We start from the raw sequence: 19,044 nt of genomic DNA, 5'->3' as shown, positions 1-19,044 counted from the left end.
ACGACCACTCGCGATTCGTCAGATCCCCCCGACCCATGACCGAACCAACGAGCGACCAGTCAGAAGGTCACATGATCCGCCGGACAGAACCTAGGCGGTTTCGGTCCGGCGGGCGGACCGGAGGAGAATCCCCGCGCCATGGAGTCCGGCCAGGCACGCGAAGGAAGATGCGCGCACCATGGTTCCCTTCTCCGAGGGCGTGGGTCAGGCGGCCGTGAGGGTGACGGGCAGGGCTTTCACACCGCGGATGGTGGCGGTGATGTCCTTGTGCCCGACCGCACTCGGGGCCGGTTCCATATTTCGCGCCCGGGTGAGCAACCTGCCGAGGGCCAGGGAGGATTCCAGGCGGGCGAGCGGGGCGCCGAGGCAGTAGTGGACGCCCGCGCCCAAGCTCAGGTGCGGGTCGTGTGCGCGCTCCACGTCGAGCCGGTCGGGGCGGGCGAACACGCGGCGTTCGTGATTGGCCGATCCGATCAGCAGGACCACCGGGGTGCCCCAGCGGGGTGCCGGCGATCATCGTAGGGCGTTGCACGGTACGGAAGGTGATCTGGATCGAGGAGTCGCAGCGCAGCAGCTCGTTCATGGTGCTGCTGTCCAACTGCTCCCTGCCGGCCCTGCTCGGGGCTACGGCGAGTTGGTCCGGGTGCCGGAGCAGGGCGAGGGCGCCGTTCGTGATGATGTCGGCGGTGGTCTCGTAGCCGGCCATCAGCAGCAGGGCGCACAGTGGAAGCAGGTTGTGGCGGGTCAGCGGGCCTGAGATCGTAAGGTCGCCTGGCCGGACGAGAAGCGCGCCCAGTACGTGGCGTGGCGGGCGAGGCCAAGTCGCTGAGCGGGTCGCACCGTGAGGTGGCCGCAGCGCGTGGCGCCCTTGCGCCCAGACGTCACCGGGAACGGATCATCCGTCGTGCACCGGCGTGAGCCGCGCGCCCACCCGCGCCGCTGTCTCCCGCAGCCAGATGTGCGCGGCGTCGTGCGTGTGCACCGGGTGCCACCACAGGGCCTCCTGCAGCGACACGGCCTCGTAGGGAGGTTCCACGACCCGGACCGGGGCGATCGGCGTGAGCAGGCGGGCGAGGCGCGCCTGGATCAGGGCGATGCGCCGGGTGCCGGCGACCAGCAGCGGCAGCAGCTGGAAGCTGTCCACGGAGACCTCGGCCCGGAGTTCGACGCCGAGCATGCCGAGCTGGCGCACCGCCGGGGCGTCGTAGGTGCGCTGGTAGGTGACCCACGGGAGGTCGGCGAGGTCCTGCCGGGTGAGGCGGTCCTCGACGCTCGGGTGGTCGTCGGCGACGAGGAAGACCCAGCGGTCCTGGTAGAGGTCGGTGGCGGGGAAGTCGCTGATGACGCCGTGCGGCATGAGCAGTCCGTCGGTGGCGCTCAGCAGCGTGGCGGTGTCGTCGACCACGGTGGGTGGGGTCTGAGCGAAGCGCAGCCGGATGCCGGGGGCTTCGTCGTGCACGACGCGGGCGAGTTCGGCGCCGAACACGGCGACGGCATAGTCGGAGGCGACCAGCCTGAACTCGCGGCTCTCCCTGGCCGGGTCGAATTCGGCCTGGCTGGAGAAGAGCCGCTCGAGGACGTCGTAGGCGGTGGAGGTGCGGTCGAGGAGGACCTGGCCGAGGGCGGTCAGTTCGTAGTGGCCGCCGACGCGGGCGAGCAGGTCGTCGTCGAAGTGGCGGCGCAGCCGGGACAGCGCGGCGCTCATGGCGGGCTGGCTCAGTCCGACGCGCTGTCCGGCTCGCGTGACGTTGCGCTCCTCCAGCAGGGCGCGCAGGGCGACGACGAGGTTGAGGTCCAGACGAGCCAGGTTCACGTTGTTTCCCTTGCTGTACGGCATCGAACGACACTGACCAGGCGAAATCCACCTGATGGATGACGATCATCCACACAATCTATTTCCCTGATCTCCGGTGGCGGGTCCAGATTAGTCCCACCGCAATCAGGAGGACATGTCCGTGAAACCTGCTCCCGCATCCGCGCCCTTCGCCGGCCCCTTCGCCCTCGCGACCCTCTCGGGTCCCGAAGGACCGGCGTTCCCCGCCCTGGTCACCCCCGACGGGCACGCCGTCGACCTGCGGGCCGCCCTCGGCGACGAGCGACTGACCGTGCGCCGCCTCCTGGAGGATTGGCCGGCGGTGCTGCCGCGGCTGCGCTCCCTGGTCGACGACGGTGCCGCAAAGCGCAGGCCGCTGGCGGACTTCCGCGTGCACGCGCCGGTCGAGCCGCGCCAGGTGTTCCAGTCGGGGGCCAACTACCGGCAGCACGTGATCGATCTGCACGTCGCCCACCGGGCCCCGGGGGACGACCGCCCGGAGGCGGAGCGACGCGCCGAGGCGGCGCAGATCATGGACCGGCGGGCCGCGCAGGACCTGCCGTACGTCTTCATCGGCCTGCCGAGCGCGATCACCGGTCCGTACGACGATGTCCTGCTGCCCGCGTGGGCCGAACAGCCGGACTGGGAACTGGAGTTGGCGGCCGTCATCGGCCGCCCCGCCCACCGGGTGCCCGTCGAGGAGGCCCTGGAGCACGTCGCCGGGTACACGATCGCCAACGACCTCACCGACCGGGCGACCGTGTTCCGCCGCGACATGCCGCAGATCGGCACCGACTGGCTGCGCAGCAAGAACGCGCCCGGCTTCACTCCGCTCGGCCCGTGGATCGTGCCCAAGGAGTCGATCGCGCACCCCGGCGACCTGCGGCTCACGCTCAGGCTGAACGGCGAGACCATGCAGGACGAGTCCACCAAGGACATGATCTTCGACCTCGCCCGCATGGTGTCCTACGCCTCGCAGACCGCCCGGCTGCTCCCCGGCGACCTGGTGCTCACCGGCTCCCCGGCCGGCAACGGCATGCACTGGGGGCGGCTGCTGCGCGACGGCGACGTGATGGACGCCTCGATCACCGGGCTCGGCGCACAGCGCACCCGCTGTGTGGCGGAGGTGTCCCGGTGACACTGGACCGCACCGACCCCGAGGGCTCGATAGCGCGTGCCACGAAGGCGTTCTCCAACTGGGGCCGCTGGGGCGAGGATGACGTCCTCGGCACCCTCAACTTCCTGGACGAGGCCAAGCGTCGCGAGGGTGCCGCGCTGATCCGGCGGGGGGTCAGCTTCTCCCTCTCGCAGCGTTTCGACATGGACGGCCCGCAGAAGGGCTGGCGCCGGCGCACCAACCCGGTGCACACGATGCTCGACACCGGCACCGACGCCGCCCTCGGCAACCAGGGCTTCCCGCACGGCATCGGCGGCGCCGACGACGTCATCGCGATGCCGCTGCAGTGCTCCACCCAGTGGGACGGGCTCGGCCACATCTTCGACCACGGCAAGGCGTGGAACGGCCGTCCGGCGGAGCAGGTCGTCACCTCCGACGGCGACCTGGTCACCGGCATCGAGCACATGGCCCCGCACGTCGCCGGGCGCGGTGTCCTGCTGGACGTCGGCCGCACGGTCGGCGAGGACGGCGAACTGCCCGACGGTTTCCCGGTCACCGAGGAACACCTGACGGCGACCACCGAGGCCCAGGGCGTGACCGTGGGGCGCGGCGACATCGTGCTGGTGCGCACCGGGCAGCTCGCCCGAGTCCGGCGCGAGGGCTGGGGCGACTACGCGGGCGGTCCCGCGCCCGGTCTGTCGTTCACCACGGCCGGCTGGCTGCACCGCACCGAGATCGCCGCGATCGCCACCGACACCTGGGGCTTCGAGGTCCGGCCGAACGAGTTCGAGCACGCCTTCCAGCCGCTGCACCAGGTCGCCATCCCCCACATCGGCCTGCTGATCGGCGAGATGTGGGACCTGGACGCGCTCGCCGCGGACTGCGCGGCCGACGGCGAGTACGCCTTCTGGCTCACCGCCGCTCCCCTGCCCATCACCGGGGCGGTCGGCTCGCCCGTCAACCCGATCGCGGTCAAGTAGACCGAGGAACGAAGGAGTTCTTCATGCCCCAGCACCGCACGGTTCTCGTCGTCGGTGGCGGCGCGGCCGGCAACGCCGTTACGATCCTGCTGCGCCGCGCCGGTGTCGCCGTGGACCTGATCGAGGCCAAGGACGACTGGAACGCCACCGCGGGCTCCGGCATCACCCTCCAGGGCAACGCCCTGCGCGTGCTGCGCGAACTCGGCGTGTGGGACCAGGTGGAGAAGTCGGGGTACGGTTTCGGCGCGGTCGGCATCACCGCCCCCGACGGCACCGTCCTGCACGTCCAGGACGACCTGCGCACCGGCGGTGACGACCTGCCCGCCACCGTCGGCATGCAGCGCCCGCAGCTCCAGCGCATCCTCAGCGACGCGGTCCGCGCCAGTGGCGCCGGCATCCGCCTCGGCGTGCGCACCACATCCCTGAACCAGGACGGCAGCGGCGTCACTGTCCGCTTCACGGACGGCACCGAAGGCCGCTACGACCTGGTCGTCGCCGCTGACGGCCTCGGCTCCGCCACCCGCGCAACGATCGGCATCACGGCGAAGCCCGAGCCGACCGGCATGGCCATCTGGCGCATCGCCGCGCCCCGCCCGGCCGGGGTGACCCGCACCGACCTCGCCTACGGCGGCCCGGCATACATCGCCGGCTACTGCCCCACCAGCGACACGACCCTGTACGCGTACGTCGTCGAGGCCAACCGGGACCGCGCTTCGATACCCGTCGAGTCGTACGCCGACGAGATGCGGCGCCTGGCCTCCGCCTACGGCGGCCACTGGCCGGAGATCACCACGCACATCACCGACCCGGCGAAGGTCAACTACACCTGGTTCGACCGAATGCTGGTGGAGGGTTCCTGGCACCGCGGCCGGGTCGTCCTGGTCGGCGACGCCGCCCACTGCTGTCCGCCCACCCTCGCCCAGGGCGCCGCCCTGTCACTGGAGGACGCCTGGGTGCTCACCCAGATGCTCACCGCCGCCGAGACCTGGGACGACGCGCTCCTCCAGGCGTACTACGAGCGGCGCATCACCCGCGTCCGGCCCGTGGTCGAGGCGTCCGTGCAGATCGGCCGGTGGCAGCTGGACGGGGTGCGCGACGCGGACGTACCCGGCCTGATGGGCCGCACCATGACGATGCTCCGGGAGCTGCCGTGACCACGACCCCGCCCACCGTCGACGTGCACGCCCACGTCCTGCTGCCCGAGATCGACGCGCTGGTCGAGGGCCTGCCCGGTCACGCCGAGGCACGGGAGCTGGACGCCCGGCGCAACGGGCCCGCCGCCCTTGCCGTCAGCGGCCCCATGGTCCGCGAACGCATCCCCAGGCTGACCGATCCCGCCGTGCGCCTGGCCGCGATGGACGCGCAGGGCGTCGACGTGCAGCTGGTCAGCCCCTCCCCCTCGCACTACCACTACTGGGCGGACGAGGAGACGGCCGAAAAGGTGTACCGGCTCGCCAACGAGGCGACCGCCGCGCACTGTGCGGCCGCCCCAGACCGGCTGCGCGGCCTAGGCCTCGTACCCCTCCAGCACCCCGCCCTGACGACGGCCGCCCTCGGCCACGCCCTGGATCAGGGCCTGGCCGGGGTGGAGATCTCCAGCCACGCCCCCGGGCACGAACTGTCCGATCCGGCCTACGAACCGTTCTGGACCCGGGCCGAGGAGACGGGTGCGATCCTGTTCCTGCACCCCTTCGGCTGCACGCTCGACGAGCGGCTGGACCGGTGGTACCTGTCCAACTCCGTCGGCCAGCCCACCGAGAACGCCGTCGCGCTCTCGCACCTGATCTTCTCCGGGGTCCTGGACCGCTTCCCGGGCCTGCGGATCATCGCCGCGCACGGCGGCGGCTACCTGCCCACCCACATCGGCCGCGCCGACCACGCCTGGTCGACCCGCTCCGATGCGGGGTCCGGCTGCGCGCACCTGCCCAGCAGCTACCTCAGGCGGCTGTACTTCGACTCCCTGGTCCACGCCCCGCACGTGCTGCGGGAACTGGTCCGGGCCGCCGGCGCCGACCGGGTGCTGCTGGGCTCCGACTTCCCCTTCGACATGGGCACCGGGGACCCGGTCGGCGCCCTGCGCGCCGCCCGGCTGCCCGACGCCGACTTCCACGCCGTCCGGGGCGGCACCGCCGCCGCCCTCCTGAGGAAGGACTGACCCCTCATGAGCAACCGTCTGCTCACCCATCTGCGGCACGTCGACCTCGCCGTGCCCGACTACGACAAGCAGCTCGACTTCTACGCCGGCGTATGGGGCCTGACCAAGGTCGCCGAGGACTCCGGCATCTCCTTCCTGGCTGCCGAAGGCAGCCCGGAGCAGTACGTGGTGCGGCTGCGCGAGGCCGAGGAGAAGCGCCTCGATCTCGTCTCCTACGGCGCCGCGTCCCCCGCCGACGTCGACACCCTCGCCGAGCGGCTGCTCGCGGGCGGCGTGCAGCTGATCTCGCAGCCCGGGAAGGTCGACACCCCCGGCGGCGGCTACGGCTTCCGCTTCTTCGACGTCGACGGCCGCACCATCGAGGTCTCCGCCGACGTCGAGGTCCGCCGGCACCGCAAGATCGAGGAGAAGGAGGCCATCCCGGTCAAGCTCTCCCACGTCGTCCTCAACTCCCCCGATCTGAACCGGACCCGCGAGTGGTACGAGCGCCACCTCGGCTTCGCCCTCTCCGACACGCTCAGCTCGCCGCACATGGGCGAGGTCATGCACTTCATGCGGATCAGCAACCAGCACCACTCGATGGCCATCGCCAAGGGCCCGCACACCTCGCTGCACCACGTCTCCTTCGAGATGCGCGGCATCGACGAGTACATGCGCGGCTCCGGCCGGGTCATGCGGGCCGGCTTCAAGAAGATCTGGGGGCCGGGCCGGCACATGGCCGGGGACAACACCTTCACGTACTTCCTCGACCCGCACGGCAACACCATCGAGTACACCACCGAGCTGGAGTGCCTGGACGAGGACACCTGGCACCCCCACGTGTACGACTTCTCGAAGCCCGAGGTCACCGACCAGTGGGGCACCGCCAACCCCATGAACGAACTCGTCGCCAAGGAGTCCTTCAACGACCCCGACCGCGGCGTGTTCGTCGCCCCGCCGGTCTGATCCGACCGGCTCCGCCCCGAGTTCCGGGGGCGCGGCGGCCCTGTCCACGCCCTGACTCCGCCTGCCGCGCCCCCGGTCCCCGCCTGTGCCAGGAGTACCCCGCATGCGTTTCGCCACCTATGCACATGAACACCCCGCCGACGTGCGCGTCGCCGTCGTCGGTGAGGACGGCACGCTCTACCCGCTGCCCGGCACCGCGTCGCTCACCGAACTGGTGCGCTCCGGCGGCGGACTGCCCGCCCTCCTCGACGCGGGTGCCGCCGCACTCGACGTCCCGGCCGGTCCGCACGTCTCCGAGGTACGGCTGCTGCCCCCGCTCCGGCCTTCCTCCGTACGGGACTTCGTCACCTTCGAGGAACACGTCGAGGGCGTACGCCGCTCCGTGGACGGCGCGGCCGGCGTGCCCGAGCAGTGGTACGCGGCACCCACCTTCTACTTCACCAACCCGCACGCGATCTACGGCGACGGAGACGCCATCCCGATGCCGCCCGGCTCGGCCGTCCTCGACTTCGAACTCGAAGTCGCCGCCGTCATCGGCCGCGAGGGCCGTGACCTCACCCCCGCACAGGCCCGCGACCACATCGTCGGCTACACCGTCTTCAACGACTGGTCCGCGCGCGACCTGCAGTCCGCGGAGATGAAGGTCGGCCTCGGCCCCTGCAAGGGCAAGGACACCGCCACCACCCTCGGCCCGTACCTGGTCACCGCCGACGCACTGGAACCGCACCGGGACGCCGAAGGCTTCCTGCGGCTGGCGCTCACCGCCTCGGTGAACGGCGAGACCGTCGGCAAGGACCTGCTGTCCAACATGAGCTGGACCTTCGAGGAGATGACCGCCTACGCCTCCCGCGGCACCCGCGTCGTCCCCGGTGACGTCCTCGGCTCCGGCACCTGCGGCAACGGCGGCTGCCTCGCCGAGCTGTGGGGCCTGCGCGGCGAGCAGACTCCGCCGCCGCTGAAGCCCGGCGACACGGTCACCCTCACGGTCGAGGGCATCGGCACACTGACCAACACCGTGGTCCCCGGCGCGGAGCCCGTCCCCCTGCCCGCCGGCCGGCGCCGCACCCGGGAGCGGCCGTGAGCGATCTGCACCCCAAGCGGCTGCTCGGCAAGGTCGTGGTCGTCACCGGTGCCGCCCGCGGGCAGGGCGCCGCCGAGGCCGAGGCCCTCACCCGCGAGGGTGCCCGCGTCATCGCCACCGACGTCACCGAGGCACCCGGCTGCCGCCGGCTCGACGTCACCAGCGAACAGGACTGGGCGGAACTGGCCGCCGAACTGCGCGCGTCGTACGGGCAGGTCCACGGGCTGGTCAACAACGCGGGCATCACCTGGCGCGCCCGCCTCGACGAGATCCGCGCCGACGACTTCGCCCGCGTCCACGCCGTGAACGTCACGGGCCCGCTCCTCGGCATCCAGCACCTCACCCCGCTGATGCCGGCCGGCGCCTCCATCGTCAACGTAGGCTCGTCCGCCGCGCTGACCGCCCACTATCCGGTCGCGTACACGGCCAGCAAGTGGGCGCTGCGCGGCCTGTCGAAGACGGCGGCGCTCGAACTCGGGCCGCGCGGCATCCGCGTCAACACCATCCATCCCGGCTTCATCGAGACCGAGATGACGGCCTCGGCCGCCCCCGCCTTCAGGGAGTCCAACATCCGCGAGACACCCCTCGGCCGCACCGGCACGGTCGACGAGATCATTCCGCTGGTCGCATTCCTGCTGTCGGACGACGCCTCCTTCATCAGCGGCGCCGAGATACCGGTCGACGGCGGCTTCACCGCCCACGGCGGCGCCAAGTCGGTCTCCGACGCCCTGCGGCCGGGAGCGGCGTCATGAAGCGCCTGGAGGGCAAGGTCGCCCTCATCTCCGGCACGGCTCGCGGACAGGGCCGAGCGGCGGCGCTGCGGTTCGCCGCCGAAGGCGCGCTGGTCGTCGGTGGCGACCTGCTGCATGAACAGGCCCTGGAGACACAGCGGTTGATCGGCCGTTCGGGTGGTGTCGCCCTCACTCCGGCGCCCCTCGACGCGACGGACGAGAACTCCGTACGGGCCTGGGTCGAGGAGGCCGTGTCCGCTTTCGGCGGTATCGACGTACTCTACGCAAACGCGGGCGCCGTCCGCTTCGGCGCCGTCGACACCCAGCCCTACGCGGACTTCGCGTTCACGCTGCGCGCCGAACTCGACTCGGTGTGGCTCGCCGCCCATCTCGCCTGGCCGCACCTCAGGCGCAGCCACGGCAGCATCGTGACCGTCGGCTCGACCGCGGGCCTGACCGGCTCGCTGAGCAACCGCCGGACCGCCCATTCCGCGTCCAAGGGCGCTGTCATCGCCCTCACCCGCCAACTGGCAGCCGAGGGAGCCCCGTTCGGAATCCGCGCCAACTGCGTCAGTCCCGGCATGATCGACACCGAGGGGTCCCGCGGCGACCTCCTCGCCGAGGACCACCCCCTGCGCGCCGCCGCCGAGCACATCCCGCTCGGCCGGATCGGCTCGCCCGACGACGTCGTCCGGGCGGCCCTCTTCCTCGCCTCCGACGACGCTGCGTACATCACCGGCCACAACCTCGTTGTAGACGGCGGCTGGTCGACGGTCCTGCCCGGCCCGCCCAACCCGCTTCCCTGAGAGGACCCCGCACCACCGTGGACGAAGTCATCGCGGATGCCGCCGAGGCGGTCGCCGACATCCCCGGCGGGGCCTCCGTCGCTGTCGGCGGCTTCGGCCTCTCCGGCGTCCCCGCCGTCCTCCACACCATGAGCCGCTTTTGCAGCCGGTCGTCCCGCGCGCTGGAATGCCATCTACGACTGAGGTGGTCGCAAGGCGCCGGCCATGACGGTGGTCACCATCTTGTGGATGGCGGTGGACTGCGGTGGGGCGCTCGTCCGGTCGGCGAACAGCAGGTGCCCGGCCCCGACGAGGGTGGGGGCGAGTGTGTCGATGTCGGCGTCACCGGCCAGGCGCCCCGACTCCCGCTCGGCGGTGAGGTATGCGGCGATCATGGCGGTGCCTTGCATGGCAAGGGGAATGCCGGTCAGGCCGGCATCGCGCAGCCGGGCGCGGAGACCATCGCGGGAGGTGATGAGCGCGACGATTGCCACCGCGACCGGCCCGAACAGGTCCTGCAGGGCGTCGGCGAGGTTGTCCACCACGCTCCCGGTGCCGGCGACGGCACGCAGAGCCGCAGTTCGGTCCTCGACGCCGCGGACGCGGTCGAGGACCAGTTCCGCCAGGAAGGTGTCGAAGTCGGTGAAGTGCCGGTGCAGCACACCCTTGGCGCAATTCGCCTCCTCCGTGACCGCCCGGCTGGTCAACGCGTCGGGCCCGTCCCGGAGCAGGACGCGCTCGGCGGCTTCGAACAAGTGGCCGCGCACGTTGTGGATGTGCACCCCTGACGGCATTGTCTCCCTCTCCGCGGCGCCCCGCCTTAACAAGTGGGCAACTGCCCATTAATATGGGCGCATGCCCACTTTATCGCAGGGACAGCCGGACAAGTCCGGCCCCGAACCCCACCGCCACCGGCAGACGGCCGAGTCGTTCGGCGTGGACGCCGAACGCTACGACCGTGCCCGACCGCCGTATCCCGAGGCCCTGGTGGAAAGGATCGTCGCGGCAAGCCCCGGTCGGCACGTCCTCGACGTCGGAGCCGGGACCGGCATCGAGGCCCGGCAGTTCCAGGCGGCCGGCTGCACGGTGCTCGGTGTAGAGCCCGACGAGCGGATGGCCGCGTTCGCGCGACGCAGCGGTGTCGAGGTCGAGGTCGCCAGGTTCGAGGACTGGCAGCCCTCCAGGCGGCAGTTCGACGCGGTCATCGCCGGCACCGCCTGGCACTGGGTGGATCCCGTCGCCGGCGCAGCCAAGGCGGCACAGGTGCTCCGGCCCGGCGGCCGACTCGCCCCCTTCCACCACGTCCCCCAGCTCCCGGCCGAGGTGATCGACGCCCTCGCCGAAGCACTCCAACGGGTCGCCCCTGATTCCCCGTTCAACCCTGGCCTGCTGAGAGGCTCGGCCGTGGACGCCTACCAGCCACTGTTCGCGAAAATCGCCGACGGGATCCGGCAGACCGGCAGCTTCAGCGAGCCCGAACAGTGGCTCTTCACCTGGGAACGCACCTACTCCCGAGACCAGTGGCTCGACCAGCTCCCCACCTTCGGTGGCCTGACCCAACTCCCCGCAGACAAAATGGCGGAGGTCCTGGACAGCGCCGGGACCGCGATCGACAGGCTCGGCGGCCACGCCACCATGCCCTACACATCCGTCGTGATCACCTCGACCCGCTCCCATGACGACCGGCGACGGCACCGGCCATCGCCTGCCTGCCCGAAGGGGAACATGAGGCGTGGAAGGGGAACGTCGTCCGTACGCCGGGCCCCAGAGGACCGGGAGACAATGGACTGACGGCGTCAGCGGCGTTACGGGGCGAGCCGCCATGGCCAGAGCACGGCAGCGCCGGCCACGCCCCATCAACACCCGGCCCGGCGTCACGGATTGAGGTCCTTGCGACTCTCAGCCCGGGCGTCGTGATCAGCGGGACAGGTCCGTCGTACGGCGCTGCGGCGCGGTGGGCCTTCGGCGGTGTGACGGAGACGATGTCAGCGAAAACCCGACGCGCCGGATGGCATTCGGCTCGCAGAATGTGCGGCATGGCTCCAGACAACGACGCAGCGTTCACACTGCCGCGGGGCGCCACCGGCTTCTTCTGGCCGAAGGACGGGCCGCTGCCGCTGACCGATGTGCGGACGTTCCGCACAGCCCTGTACGGGGCCGCCCGGGCGACCGGAGGCCGCGTGGGCGAGATAGAAGAACAGGCGTATCCGCGTACGTTTCACACCGCGACGGTCATCGCAGGCACAGGCGAGTGGGTGGTCCTGTGCCACGCCCATCACCCGTGGATTGCCTTCGCTCACGAGCGCCGGGACTGGTACACCGTGGAGTTCCTTGCACCGCCGGCGTGGGCCCACATCTTCGCCGACCTGGGCTTCGTCGTGCTCGGTCACGCCGAACTCACTCTGCCGCTCTCGGACGTCGACACTTCGGTCCTCACACAAGGCGAGTGGCGCGAGGTTCGCTTCTACGGCATCACCACGTTGGGCGGAGTGCTCTTCAACGCCTGGGACTGATGCCCGGGCGAGCCTCGGGCCCGGTGTGCGTCAGCCTGCTACGGGACCGAGGTGGAGTGTGGCCAGCCGCGTCAGACGCAGGCGCATTCGCTGGGTACCGCTGAAGTCGAACGGCTCGCCCATCTCGCCGTCGGTCCCTTCGGCCGGGGTGCGGGCGTCGGTGTGGGACTCCCGCCGTCTCCCAGAAGGCGTCCAGGTCGCCGGTCAGCCGCTCAAGGGCCCTGGACGACACAAAGTTGAAGTCCTTGTCGACGACAAGGCTCTGATCGCGTGTGGCTGCCGCGGCGCGGACGGCGGGTTGCTCGGCGAGGGCATCGGGGCAGGCTGCTGCGCTTTCGTACCAGTCGGGTCCGCGGGCAGCCACACGCGACCGGGGCCCGGCTCCGCCAGCTCCGCTAACGCGGCTGCTCGTTCCGTTGCTTGCCGCCCGCCTGCTCCAAGGCGGCCTCGTAGGCGTGCAGGGCGGTGATGACCGTGGCGCGTTCCGCGGGGTCGAGGCCGCGCATGACGCCTTCCCAGGCAGAGGCACTGCCAGAGAGCCATTCGCCGATCGGTGCGGCGTATGCGGGGGCGACGGCGACGATGCGGCGGCGGCGGTCGGCGGGATCGGTGGTGCGCTGCAGGACGCCCAGCCGTGACAGTTCGCTGACCATGAGGCTGACGGTCGTCGGGGCCACCTCCAGTCGGGCGGCCAGATCGTTGACGCTGGTGGGACCGTCGTACTCCAGGTGGGCCAGCAGCGCGAGATGTCGCGGTGCCAGGTCCAGGCCCTGGAGCGCCGGGGGGATCGGCAGGCGCTTGGCTCGGCCGACGAGCCGGGGCATGAGCAACAGCAGGGTACGAACGGCCTCATCGACGGCTGGGCCTTCCGATTCCGTGGACATGATCGACCTCTTCCATATACCTTCGAATACAAAGGCTTTGTATTCAAAGGGAGCGAGGTCCATCATGCCGCACCTGACCGTCCACCTTCCGGAGAACAGGCTGACCGGTAAGGAACCCATGCTCGTCGCCGCACTGACCGACGCAATCGTCGACGTCTATGGCGAGTGGGCCCGCGACCTCGTCAGCGTCCGCCTGGCCGGAGTCCCCGCAGGCCGCTTCGCGCAGGGCGGCAAAGCCGTGGACACAAATGCCTCGGTGATCTTGGGAGTTCGAGCTGGCGTCTTCGACCGCCCCGACGCCGCCCAGATCACCGCGCGCCTCGGCACCGCGCTCACCGACGCGATCACGCGCGTCGTCGGCGACGACCTCCGCGCCGGCACCATGGTCGAACTCGTGGCGTCACCGCCAGAACGAACCTTCGTAGGAGGCGCTCCCACCGGATGACCCCCCATCCACTCGGACGACTGCCTGTTGTTCGGCTTGGGCTCGGATGGTGACGAGACGGTAGGAGTCGGTGCCGGTCTCGACGATGTTGCCGCCGAAGGTGAGGCGGTCGACGATGGCCGCGCAGAGACAAGCAGCCATTCCACAGCTGATCGACTTCACCGGGCAGGGTGTTGCGCGCATGGCCGGCGAACGTGCCCGCGCTCGCTCCTCCGGAAGCAATGCGGGACCTCTCCTGCCCACCGCCCGGCCAAGGCTCCTGTCAGTGGCTGCTGTCAAGATGCCCGGCATCGGCCACGACGCAGGAGAAGAGCATGGGCACTTGGGACGTCGCACCTTTCGGCAACGACACCGCAGCGGACTTCGGCCACACCCTCGACGAGGCCGCCGCAGACGCACGCGCGGGCATCATCAACGACACCCTCACACGCGTGATCGACACCGTCGGCTACCTCGAAGCACCCGAATCCGAAGAAGCCGTCGCCGCAGCCGCCCTCATCGCCGCACAGTGCCCCGAGGGAGAGCCGACCGATCCCGTCTACGGCCCCGAAGAGCCGCTTCCCGACCTCACCAGCCTGCGCGACCTCGCCCTCCAAGCCCTCGACCGCGTCATGACCGAGCCGTCCGAGCTGATGGACCTCTGGGATGAATCGGATGGCGGTCCCTGGCGTGCGTACATCCGCAACCTGCGGAAGGTTCTCACGCACAGCCTCCCGGAGAACAACTCGGCCTGATCTGAACCCGAACCCCCGAAAGGCCACCACGAGCTGGGACGTGCCCCTCCCCCGCCTGCCCGACGACGTCACCTCGGAGCAGCAGATCCTCGACGACTAGTCCCCGCCCCGATCGGCAGGCGGCGCGACGCTTCCAGCGCAAGCAGAGGGTTCATTGCCCATGGCGTGTCGCTCTACCCTCCGCGTCCAAGCCATCCGGCCAGAGTGTTGAGAACCAGTCGTACGCGACACTTCCGCGTTCCGGAGGGAGAAGACCGTAGTCGGCGGCCTGACGGGCGAGGTCCTCTGCGGTACGGCGATCACCACACTCGTTCCGCATCCAGGCGAGCTGCAGCAGCGCTTCGGGTTTGCCTCGGCGGGCGGCCTGCCGTGCGAGTCTCTCTGAGTCCTGACGGTCGCCGTCGTGTTCCCGCATCACCGCAAGAGCCATCAATGCGTCGGCGTCGCCGCGGTCGGCAGCCTGCTGATAAAGCCCTTCGGCAGCCTTTCGGTCTCCACCTCTTCTCCGGCAATCGGCCACGAGGCGGACCGCGAGTGTGTCGCCGCACGCGAGGGACTGGCGCGCCACGGTTTCGGCACCCCCGTAGTCGTCGGCTTCCGCTCGCCAGAAGGCCAGGAGGGCGTGGAGTTGAGTCGCACCGTGATCCGCTGCTTGCTGAGCCAGTCGCTCAGCGGCCTGTCGGTCGCCGGCCGCGTCCCGCTGGAGCGCGAGTTCGCAAAGAGCGTCCATGTCGCCTTGGTCTGCGGCTTCCTGCAACAGGGCGTCGGCTGATGGGTCTCCGTCGTCCTGCCGCATCCTCGCCAGCCTGACTATCGCTCGCAGGTTACCGTGGTCAACGGCCCGACGCGCCAGACTTTCTGCGCCGTCACGGTCGCCGACCTGCTCCCGTGCTTTGATCAAGTGGTCTGATGCCCCGTCGTGGCCCCATCTGGCGGCTTTGAGAGCCAATGCCTCCGCAGCTTGTGGGTCCCCGCCCTCCTCCCGCATCTTCACCAGCGAAAACAGTGCCTCCGCGTCACCCTGATCGACGGCCTTCTGCAGATATGCCTCGGCAGCGCTCAGGTCTCCGGCCTCCTCTCTCAGTCTGGCCAGACCATGCAAGGCCAGGACGCTGCGACGCTCGGCCGCCTCCCGGTATACGGCTTCGGCAGCACCCCGATCCTCGGTTTCGAGTACGGATGCCAGGTCCAGCAGAGCCGGAACATGACCGTAGTCGGCCGCGTCCCGGTAGAGCCGTCTGGTGTTCTCGGAGAGCCCGGAATCCCTGCTGCGTATCCAGGCGAGATGGGCCAGCACAGCGGCGTCGCCGCGCTGGGCCGCCCGGCGTGCCAGCTCCTCGGCGGCTTCGCGCTGTCCGTTTCCTTCCAAGATCCCGACCTGCAGGCGCAAAGCCTCGGAATCACCGTGGTCCGCGGCGCGCTTGCGGAGGCGCTGTGCCCATTGATCCCGTCGTCGTCGGTGGGCCTCCTGGGCAAGGCAACGCAAGTCGTCGGGGTGGGTCAGATGAGTGTGGGCGGCGTGCCAGAAGGAAGTGGGCGGGCACAGGGGACGACGGGATATGCGGGCGTGCTGTTCAAGGTAGTCGGCGAGCCGGAATACCGTGTCTACGGCCCGGGGTGGTGCGTGGTCGGCCCGCTCGGGCGGGCCGACTGGGCCTCGTGATGGACGCGGGCGCACCTGCTGTAACGGGGCTTGTCTGCCGTGTCCTGGCTTGGTGATCTCGGTATAAGCCCTCTCAGCCCAGTTGTCGGTGAGCTGGTCGTAGTCGTCCGGGAAGAGGTAGTCGAGGGCCGCCTCGGTCAGGAAGGTCTGAGAAAGGTGGAGGCCGACGCCCAAGCGGCGGGCGTCCATCGCCGCGTTGAGCAGGGCGCGAGCGGGCGGGGTGGCCTGTTCGTAGCGACGCAGAAGTTCAGGAGCGCCTGCCAGGTGCTGAGTGACCCGGCCACCGCCGCGTGCGCGAACGAGAGCGTCGGCCAGCAGCGCGTCACCTCCCTCGGCCAGGACGGACGCGGCGGCCAGGGCCGCAGTGTCGAACGCGTCGGGAACGGCAACGGTGCAGCCGGCGAGCAGTTCGCGCACCCGACTGTGTGGATCGCTCCCGCCCGGTGCGGGCACGGCGGTGTACCGGTCGGCGTACTCGGGCCACAGCGTGCCCAGCACCAAAACCGGTCCGCGCTCCACGTCGGTCAGCAGCCGGTGCACCGCCGCAGCGATCCTCTCGCCCGACACGGGGGCGCCCAAGTAGTGCTGAGCCTCGTTCAGCCACACCACGGTGCGCGGCCCGACCTGGTCCAGTTCCTCCAGCGCGGCCTCCGCCCGGGTCGGGTCGAAAGGATGCCACAACCGCCACCTTGTCTTCGCAAGCGGCTGTACCGCTTCCCAGCACGCCCGCGTCTTGCCAGTCGACGAGCCGCCTACCAGGACCACCAGCCGACTGCGGCCCTCTGCCGCCTCCCGCACTGCCGCCGCCAACACCCCGTCATGCTTCCGCTCGACGTAGTCAGGCAAGCCCCAGTCCCCACCTGAAGCAGACCCGTGCGTGACCGGTCCGGCCGGGTGGACTTCCAGCGCGTGCGGGTCCCATTCATGGATGGGCCGCCCCGGCCTGTCGTCCATGCTTGGGCCGGTCTCGCCGGCGGCGGCGCGCTGCAAGTCGAGCATCTCCTGAACTGAAAGCTCCAGGCGACGCGCGAGGGCCACCACTGTGCCTGCGGATGGTGCAGGCTTCGTTGGAGAGAACGCCTGCGACACCGTGGTGTGACCCAAGCGTGCTTGGGCGGCGAGCTGGGCCTTGGTCAGGCCGGATCGGGCCAGACCGTCGGTCAGCCGCTTACGCAACTCCGCCAGAGCCGACGCCGGAGTGTGCCCCTCTGACTCGACGTCCATGTGCTGGCCCCCGTGTACGCGCGTCCGACGGTGTCCATTCTCATCCGGCCGGATCCCGCCGAACACCGGTTTCGCGATGGTCATCCACGTAAGCATCGTCACCGCCTCCCGTGGAGCCTGCCGTGGCCATCGCCCTCCTTCTCCTGACCGTGGCCCTCGTGGTCGTCATCGCTCTGCTGGCCGCCGCCGGCGCCGCAATGCTGGCTCGCCTCGACGGTTCCAGCTGGCCCACCGCCCTCACCCGCGCCGGCATCACCTTCACTGCAGTGATCACGCTCGCCGCGGCCATCACCGCCGTCCTCTCCCCCCTCCTCGCCTGAACCGCATCCGAACTGAGCGAGCCCGACCTGGGCAGTTTCGTTTGGATCAGCTGATGGCCGCCGGGACGTTCCGGGGACTGGGTGGCGGCGCTGACGGAGTTGCAGATCGCGGCAGGCCAGAGTCGCCCGACCAGGTCGTCCCGCCTGCTGTGGCCGTCACCAGGGTGCCCGGGCCGGTGGCGGGGTCCAGGCCCTCGAGGACGCGCGGCAGGTCTCCGGGCGGGAGCCTTACCCACACCTGTCCGGGGTCGAACCGCGGCAGCGGCACCCTCAGAGTCCGGCCGTCGTCTTCGAGGCGTTCACGGAAAGCGGGGCCTGCGGCGCAGGCCAGGAGGACCGTCACCGCAGACCAACCCGCTCGGCGCTTAGGTACTCGAGGCCGGTCGGCGGGGCATCAGCGGGTCGCCGCGGTCCGCCGCACGGCCGCCGTGGCGGGCGAGGAGAAACCACCCGCGACGACCGGCCCCGCCGGGTCGGCTCGTGCACGGTGGCTTACATGGCGATCATGTCCCTCGGTCCCTCGGTCCCTCCGTCCCGCGAGCAAGGGCCGGGCCCTCCGGCCCATGCGCGGGAGACCACATTGAACGCTTCCGGCACCGAGTTCCGGTGCCTGGCCCGCCCGCTCCCGAGCGCAGTGCGTCTCGGCTGGCACTTCCGATGCAGGTGGGACGCGCCGCTACACCCAGGCCCTCGCCGTGCCGGAGCACCCCAGGGCGCTTCCGTCGAAGCCGGACCTCTCGCAGACGAAGAACCGGAGCTCCTGCCCGGACGTCCACGAAGAGGGAAGGGCATACGTCCGGCTCGGGCTGCCGGAGCCGGTCCAGGCGTGGGAATAGGTGCGCGAACTGCCGTTGGCGACATTCGTCACCTGCAGCATTGAGTAGGTGTCGCTCTCGTAGAGGTTGTCCCAGATCGTGAACTGGTCGTACGTGCTGTTGTACCGCGCGCCGGCGGTATTGCCCGGCGACTGCACATCGGTGGTGACGGCTCCCGCCGTCGGTACGAAAGCCATGGAGAAGGCCACGGTGGCGGCCAACACGCCAACGGCGCGGTAACGGAGCATATCTGCACCCTTTCCAGCAGTGATCGGTTCAGCAGCCAACCTCTCTGCAACCGGACCGTGCCCACAAGGATCTGCCTGTCCGGGACATGTCCCGGACAGCATTGGACATTCACTGAGTGCTCCAGGTCGCCTCCATTGTGGTGCTGATCGCCTGGGCCGGTGCTCAGTGGCCCAGGCCACGCCTCCAATCAACCGCCTCCAAACTGGCGTTGTCTCGGGTCGGCAGCGGGAGGGGAGGCACTGGCGGAGGAGAGACAACAGTTCGTAGAGCACATGATTCAATGACCGCATGGTGGAGGACTGCACACGTCTGGGACCGTTGGAACTGGCCGACGGCCGTTGGGGCGTCGGGGACGCCACACGTCCTGATACCCACTGAGCCTTTTCCATCCTCACTCTGACTGGGTGTTCTCTATCCGCTCGGGTGACCGGGTGGGGTTCGAACAGGGGCCTGGTTCGGGTGAGTCGGCCGGTGCGGGTGCATGGAAGAAGGGCTTCTTGGTAGCTCGCGGATGTCGAGTCCAGCGAGGATCAAGAGGCCCTGTTGTCGAAGTGTCGCGTGGTCACGGTTGCCGGGTCCAGTCCGTCCAC

20 protein-coding genes and 1 pseudogene are annotated in these 19,044 nt (G+C 70.2%); 15 read left to right on the top strand and 6 right to left on the bottom strand.

What is annotated here, in order from left to right; all coding sequences use genetic code 11:
- Nucleotides 1-204 precede the first annotated feature (204 nt).
- Nucleotides 205-486, bottom strand: a complete 282-nt coding sequence (locus tag AB0E77_RS33400; protein ID WP_361578510.1) for a cytochrome P450 — start codon at nucleotides 484-486, stop codon at nucleotides 205-207.
- A gap of 56 nt (nucleotides 487-542) precedes the next feature.
- Here AB0E77_RS33400 and AB0E77_RS33395 point away from each other — a divergent pair, with 56 nt between their 5' ends.
- Nucleotides 543-698 (top strand): hypothetical protein, encoded by a 156-nt coding sequence (locus AB0E77_RS33395; protein WP_361578507.1) that lies wholly within the window; start codon nucleotides 543-545, stop codon nucleotides 696-698.
- 197 nt (nucleotides 699-895) lie between these two features.
- On the opposite strand, the gene AB0E77_RS33390 is transcribed toward AB0E77_RS33395, so the two are convergent.
- On the bottom strand, nucleotides 896-1,813 hold the full coding sequence (locus AB0E77_RS33390) for a LysR family transcriptional regulator (protein ID WP_361578504.1): 918 nt from the start codon (nucleotides 1,811-1,813) through the stop codon (nucleotides 896-898).
- A gap of 136 nt (nucleotides 1,814-1,949) precedes the next feature.
- On the opposite strand from AB0E77_RS33390, the gene AB0E77_RS33385 reads away from it, so the two are divergent.
- The 9 genes and pseudogenes from AB0E77_RS33385 to AB0E77_RS33345 form a co-directional block, all read left to right on the top strand.
- Nucleotides 1,950-2,951, top strand: a complete 1,002-nt coding sequence (locus AB0E77_RS33385) for a fumarylacetoacetate hydrolase family protein (protein WP_361578501.1) — start codon at nucleotides 1,950-1,952, stop codon at nucleotides 2,949-2,951.
- The gene (locus AB0E77_RS33380; protein ID WP_361578498.1) at nucleotides 2,948-3,910 is read left to right on the top strand and encodes a cyclase family protein; all 963 of its coding nucleotides are present in this window, start codon (nucleotides 2,948-2,950) and stop codon (nucleotides 3,908-3,910) included. The genes AB0E77_RS33385 and AB0E77_RS33380 overlap by 4 nt, the downstream gene beginning before the upstream one ends.
- A gap of 23 nt (nucleotides 3,911-3,933) precedes the next feature.
- Nucleotides 3,934-5,064: an FAD-dependent oxidoreductase gene (locus AB0E77_RS33375; RefSeq protein WP_361578495.1), complete on the top strand. Its 1,131-nt coding sequence runs from the start codon at nucleotides 3,934-3,936 to the stop codon at nucleotides 5,062-5,064.
- Nucleotides 5,061-6,065 carry an amidohydrolase family protein gene (locus AB0E77_RS33370; RefSeq protein WP_361578492.1) on the top strand — a complete coding sequence of 335 codons (1,005 nt, stop codon included), beginning with the start codon at nucleotides 5,061-5,063 and terminating at the stop codon, nucleotides 6,063-6,065. The genes AB0E77_RS33375 and AB0E77_RS33370 overlap by 4 nt, the downstream gene beginning before the upstream one ends.
- 6 nt (nucleotides 6,066-6,071) lie before the next feature.
- On the top strand, nucleotides 6,072-7,010 hold the full coding sequence (locus AB0E77_RS33365; RefSeq protein WP_361578489.1) for a VOC family protein: 939 nt from the start codon (nucleotides 6,072-6,074) through the stop codon (nucleotides 7,008-7,010).
- A gap of 103 nt (nucleotides 7,011-7,113) precedes the next feature.
- Nucleotides 7,114-8,091, top strand: coding sequence for a fumarylacetoacetate hydrolase family protein (locus AB0E77_RS33360; protein ID WP_361578486.1), 978 nt, complete (start codon nucleotides 7,114-7,116; stop codon nucleotides 8,089-8,091).
- On the top strand, nucleotides 8,088-8,843 hold the full coding sequence (locus tag AB0E77_RS33355) for an SDR family oxidoreductase (protein ID WP_361578483.1): 756 nt from the start codon (nucleotides 8,088-8,090) through the stop codon (nucleotides 8,841-8,843). Before AB0E77_RS33360 ends, AB0E77_RS33355 begins: the two co-directional genes overlap by 4 nt.
- Entirely contained in the window at nucleotides 8,840-9,628 is a 789-nt protein-coding gene (locus AB0E77_RS33350) for an SDR family NAD(P)-dependent oxidoreductase (RefSeq protein ID WP_361578480.1), read from the top strand. Before AB0E77_RS33355 ends, AB0E77_RS33350 begins: the two co-directional genes overlap by 4 nt.
- A gap of 17 nt (nucleotides 9,629-9,645) precedes the next feature.
- Nucleotides 9,646-9,747: pseudogene (locus tag AB0E77_RS33345) on the top strand (CoA-transferase); the annotation flags it as partial.
- 54 nt (nucleotides 9,748-9,801) lie between these two features.
- Here the strand turns inward: AB0E77_RS33345 and AB0E77_RS33340 are convergent.
- Entirely contained in the window at nucleotides 9,802-10,401 is a 600-nt protein-coding gene (locus AB0E77_RS33340; protein WP_361578477.1) for a helix-turn-helix domain-containing protein, read from the bottom strand.
- A 61-nt stretch (nucleotides 10,402-10,462) separates the two neighbouring features.
- Here AB0E77_RS33340 and AB0E77_RS33335 point away from each other — a divergent pair, with 61 nt between their 5' ends.
- Nucleotides 10,463-11,398 (top strand): class I SAM-dependent methyltransferase, encoded by a 936-nt coding sequence (locus tag AB0E77_RS33335; protein ID WP_361578474.1) that lies wholly within the window; start codon nucleotides 10,463-10,465, stop codon nucleotides 11,396-11,398.
- Nucleotides 11,399-11,643: 245 nt separating this feature from the next.
- Nucleotides 11,644-12,120 carry a hypothetical protein gene (locus tag AB0E77_RS33330; RefSeq protein ID WP_361578471.1) on the top strand — a complete coding sequence of 159 codons (477 nt, stop codon included), beginning with the start codon at nucleotides 11,644-11,646 and terminating at the stop codon, nucleotides 12,118-12,120.
- Between the two features lie 395 nt (nucleotides 12,121-12,515).
- On the opposite strand, the gene AB0E77_RS33325 is transcribed toward AB0E77_RS33330, so the two are convergent.
- Nucleotides 12,516-13,004, bottom strand: coding sequence for a helix-turn-helix domain-containing protein (locus AB0E77_RS33325; protein WP_361578513.1), 489 nt, complete (start codon nucleotides 13,002-13,004; stop codon nucleotides 12,516-12,518).
- Nucleotides 13,005-13,068: 64 nt separating this feature from the next.
- Between AB0E77_RS33325 and AB0E77_RS33320 the strand changes: the two genes are divergently transcribed.
- Complete coding sequence (locus AB0E77_RS33320; RefSeq protein ID WP_361578468.1) at nucleotides 13,069-13,449, top strand: tautomerase family protein; 381 nt, start codon at nucleotides 13,069-13,071, stop codon at nucleotides 13,447-13,449.
- Between the two features lie 314 nt (nucleotides 13,450-13,763).
- Nucleotides 13,764-14,183, top strand: a complete 420-nt coding sequence (locus AB0E77_RS33315; RefSeq protein WP_361578465.1) for a DUF4259 domain-containing protein — start codon at nucleotides 13,764-13,766, stop codon at nucleotides 14,181-14,183.
- Between the two features lie 151 nt (nucleotides 14,184-14,334).
- On the opposite strand, the gene AB0E77_RS33310 is transcribed toward AB0E77_RS33315, so the two are convergent.
- Nucleotides 14,335-17,154, bottom strand: coding sequence for a hypothetical protein (locus tag AB0E77_RS33310; protein ID WP_361578462.1), 2,820 nt, complete (start codon nucleotides 17,152-17,154; stop codon nucleotides 14,335-14,337).
- Nucleotides 17,155-17,192: 38 nt separating this feature from the next.
- Here AB0E77_RS33310 and AB0E77_RS33305 point away from each other — a divergent pair, with 38 nt between their 5' ends.
- Entirely contained in the window at nucleotides 17,193-17,390 is a 198-nt protein-coding gene (locus tag AB0E77_RS33305) for a hypothetical protein (RefSeq protein ID WP_361578459.1), read from the top strand.
- 676 nt (nucleotides 17,391-18,066) lie between these two features.
- Here AB0E77_RS33305 and AB0E77_RS33300 read toward each other — a convergent pair.
- Nucleotides 18,067-18,402 carry a hypothetical protein gene (locus tag AB0E77_RS33300; RefSeq protein ID WP_361578456.1) on the bottom strand — a complete coding sequence of 112 codons (336 nt, stop codon included), beginning with the start codon at nucleotides 18,400-18,402 and terminating at the stop codon, nucleotides 18,067-18,069.
- Between the last annotated feature and the right edge of the window lie 642 nt (nucleotides 18,403-19,044).

This window comes from Streptomyces sp. NPDC032940, from assembly GCF_040636935.1.
In the GTDB taxonomy this organism is placed as follows: domain Bacteria; phylum Actinomycetota; class Actinomycetes; order Streptomycetales; family Streptomycetaceae; genus Streptomyces.
Note: the sequence above shows the minus strand (reverse complement) of the source record. Positions and strands in the feature narration are given on the sequence as shown.

Bases quoted from the DNA above. Each gene is read 5' to 3' on its own strand.
- AB0E77_RS33320 (WP_361578468.1), top strand. From the start codon at position 13,069: ATGCCGCACCTGACCGTCCACCTTCCGGAGAACAGGCTGACCGGTAAG.
- AB0E77_RS33360 (WP_361578486.1), top strand. From the start codon at position 7,114: ATGCGTTTCGCCACCTATGCACATGAACACCCCGCCGACGTGCGCGTC.
- AB0E77_RS33315 (WP_361578465.1), top strand. From the start codon at position 13,764: ATGGGCACTTGGGACGTCGCACCTTTCGGCAACGACACCGCAGCGGAC.
- AB0E77_RS33300 (WP_361578456.1), bottom strand. From the start codon at position 18,402: ATGGCTTTCGTACCGACGGCGGGAGCCGTCACCACCGATGTGCAGTCG.
- AB0E77_RS33330 (WP_361578471.1), top strand. From the start codon at position 11,644: ATGGCTCCAGACAACGACGCAGCGTTCACACTGCCGCGGGGCGCCACC.
- AB0E77_RS33365 (WP_361578489.1), top strand. From the start codon at position 6,072: ATGAGCAACCGTCTGCTCACCCATCTGCGGCACGTCGACCTCGCCGTG.
- AB0E77_RS33340 (WP_361578477.1), bottom strand. From the start codon at position 10,401: ATGCCGTCAGGGGTGCACATCCACAACGTGCGCGGCCACTTGTTCGAA.
- AB0E77_RS33310 (WP_361578462.1), bottom strand. From the start codon at position 17,154: ATGACCATCGCGAAACCGGTGTTCGGCGGGATCCGGCCGGATGAGAAT.
- AB0E77_RS33325 (WP_361578513.1), bottom strand. From the start codon at position 13,004: ATGTCCACGGAATCGGAAGGCCCAGCCGTCGATGAGGCCGTTCGTACC.
- AB0E77_RS33335 (WP_361578474.1), top strand. From the start codon at position 10,463: ATGCCCACTTTATCGCAGGGACAGCCGGACAAGTCCGGCCCCGAACCC.
- AB0E77_RS33375 (WP_361578495.1), top strand. From the start codon at position 3,934: ATGCCCCAGCACCGCACGGTTCTCGTCGTCGGTGGCGGCGCGGCCGGC.
- AB0E77_RS33350 (WP_361578480.1), top strand. From the start codon at position 8,840: ATGAAGCGCCTGGAGGGCAAGGTCGCCCTCATCTCCGGCACGGCTCGC.
- AB0E77_RS33385 (WP_361578501.1), top strand. From the start codon at position 1,950: ATGTCCGTGAAACCTGCTCCCGCATCCGCGCCCTTCGCCGGCCCCTTC.